Raw genomic sequence first — 2665 nt, 5'->3', positions numbered from 1 at the left:
GCCTCCGTCAGGGTGGATTTGCCGGCGTCGGGGTGCGAAATGACCGCGAAAGTCCGGCGCCGGGCCGCCTGCTTGTGAATCTCCTGGACTCGGGCGGGGCTGAGGACTTCTTGAGACACGATGCTACTTTCGCTGCGGCAGTGGACGGGTCACGGCGCGGAGAGCCCGCGGTACACCCAAGGATCCAAGTTTATCGCAGGCCGCGGACCACGGTCGAAGCTGCGTCCTGACCGCGCATGAAGCCGCGCGAGGCCCGGGCACAAAGCTGCGGCCTTGCGGCGCCCAAATGCCGTCACGGACGGCGCCCGGGGCAGCCCTTCAGGAGGGCCGCGGCGGCACGCCGCAATGGACCACTTTAAGGCTTGCCTGTGCGGAAGTGGCCTTGCTTTACCCCTATCATGGGGAGTGCGGGGAACTGAGTACTTTGATCCTGCCGGGAGACCCTGGAATCCGGCGCACTTGCAGGCTCGTTCCTGCACCTTTGAAGGGAAATCTATGGCTCGGAGCCCTGAAGATGCGCTCAAGGCGACCCTGGCCAGGGTGGCACCGGGCACAGCCCTCCGCGACGGCCTGGAACGCATCCTCCGCGGCCGGACCGGCGCGCTGATCGTGCTGGGCATCGACAGGACCATCGAGTCCATCTGTTCGGGCGGCTTCGAGATCGGCATCGATTTCTCCCCCACCCGGCTGCGGGAACTGGCGAAGATGGACGGCGCCATCGTCTGCGACAAGGATGCCAGCAACATCCTGCGCGCGGCGGTCCAGCTCGTCCCGGATTCGAGCATCGAAACGCAGGAATCGGGCACCAGGCACCGGACCGCGGAACGCGTGGCCATCCAGACGGGCGTCCCGGTCATTTCGGTCAGCCAGTCAATGCAGATCATCGCGCTGTACGTGCACGGGCTGCGCCACGTCCTGGAGGGCTCAGAAAAGGTACTGGCCCGCGCCAACCAGGCCCTGGCAACCCTGGAACGCTACCGCTCGCGCCTGGACCAGGTCACCAGCTCGCTCTCGGCCCTGGAAATCGAGGCCATGGTGACGGTCCGTGACGTCGCGGTCACCCTGCAGCGCCAGGAAATGGTGCGCAGGATCTCCGAGGAAATCTCCCAGTACGTCCTGGAACTGGGCGAGGACGGCCGCCTGCTCTCGCTGCAGCTGGACGAGCTCACCGTCGGCCGCGGCCCGGGCAGCGACGTCATCATCCGCGACTACTCCGGGCCGGCCGCAACAGCGGAGGACATCGACAAAGCGGTCAAGGCCCTCGTCAGCCTGGGCCCGACCGAGCTGATCGACCTGGGCAAGATCGCCGGGATCGTCGGCTTCGCCGGCGGCGAGGCCAACCTCGACGCCGTCGTGCAGCCGCGCGGCTACCGCCTGCTCTCCGGGCTCAAGGCCGTGCCGAAGGCCGTCGCCGACCGGCTCGTCGACCACTTCGGCGGCCTGCAGTTCCTGATGGCGGCAACAATCGATGACCTCATGACCGTCGACGGGATCGGTGACCAGCGTGCCAGGACCGTCAGGGAGGGCCTGAGCCGCATGGCCGAGGCCAGCCTGCTGGACCGCTTCCTCTAATCCCCTCCACAAGCCCACCGGGGGGTAATCGGGGGGGTAACAGGAGTTATGCGGGTCAGCTGAGCTGGAACACGGCCTTGGGGCTGTTCTTGTTCGCCAGCCGCGCGGTGAAGACGTAGTAGGCGCCGCCGGCACCGGGCGTGGCCTCGACGGGCTCGCAGCCCTGCACCGTGCGGTTGCGCTGCCACGGGAAGTTCGCCGTCTCGCTCTTGCCCGGAGCAATGGTCTTCATCAGGTCCGCGCTCTCCGCCTGGCAGTCCTTGGAGGAGAAGATCCGGTCCGAGCCGCTGGTGATCATGTACTCCATCTGCGACGTCCCGATGTTGACCTCGCACGGGACCTTGTTGTTGTTGGTCACCGTGAGGCTCAGCAGCGGCTTCTCACCGGCGGCGTAAGCCTGTTTGTCGGTGGCGGCCGTAACGGTGATCAGATTCTGCTCGCAGCCCTCCCCCGATGTGGCCGTGGGTGAGGCGGAAGCCTCCCCGGACGCCGTCGGGCTCCCCGACGCGGAGCCAGCCGGGCTGGCCGCCGGCGACGGTGCTGCCCCGGACGGCTGGGCGCCGGCAGACGGGCCCCCGCCCATGGCATTCGAAACCGCCACAAAGCCGCCGAAGGCCACGGCGATGACGAGCAGCAGGACCACCCCTGCAAACAGCCGGCGGCGGCGGTACACCCGGCGCAGCGGGGGCCGTCCGGATTTGCGCCCGGATTGCCCCGGGGCCGAACCTTTCGGCCGCGAACCGCCCGTACCTGAAGTGCCTTGCCTGACCATTCTTCTAGCCTAGAGAACCACGCGGGCTATGGCGCCCGACCACGCCGCGGGACCTGACGCCGTCCCGATCCGTTACCCCGATCTATTACGCTGAATGGATCGAAACTCTAACCCCCACGCCCCCCGTATCCGCCGCGGCACCGCGGGACCCCCTGCCCGCCGGGGCGCCCGGCCGTGCCGACAATCTCCCAGCGCTCCATGCGGCCCTGGATGACTGGTTCGCGTCCAACGCCAGGGATCTGCCGTGGCGGGCCGCGGACTGCTCGCCCTGGGGTGTGCTGGTCAGCGAAGTGATGCTCCAGCAGACGCCGGTGGTCCGGG

General features: G+C 68.1%; 2 protein-coding genes and 1 pseudogene. 2 read left to right on the top strand and 1 reads right to left on the bottom strand.

What is annotated here, in order from left to right; genetic code table 11:
• Nucleotides 1-495 precede the first annotated feature (495 nt).
• Nucleotides 496-1572, top strand: coding sequence for a DNA integrity scanning diadenylate cyclase DisA (disA, locus tag LQV45_RS24865; protein WP_018774911.1), 1077 nt, complete (start codon nt 496-498; stop codon nt 1570-1572).
• Between the two features lie 55 nt (nt 1573-1627).
• Here the strand turns inward: disA and LQV45_RS24860 are convergent, their stop codons facing one another.
• Entirely contained in the window at nt 1628-2344 is a 717-nt protein-coding gene (locus LQV45_RS24860) for a hypothetical protein (RefSeq protein WP_374208291.1), read from the bottom strand.
• Nucleotides 2345-2442: 98 nt separating this feature from the next.
• Here LQV45_RS24860 and LQV45_RS24855 point away from each other — a divergent pair.
• Nucleotides 2443-2665 (top strand): annotated as a pseudogene (locus tag LQV45_RS24855) (A/G-specific adenine glycosylase); the annotation flags it as partial.

This window comes from Microbacterium sp. Bi128, assembly GCF_918698205.1.
Note: the sequence above shows the minus strand (reverse complement) of the source record. Positions and strands in the feature narration are given on the sequence as shown.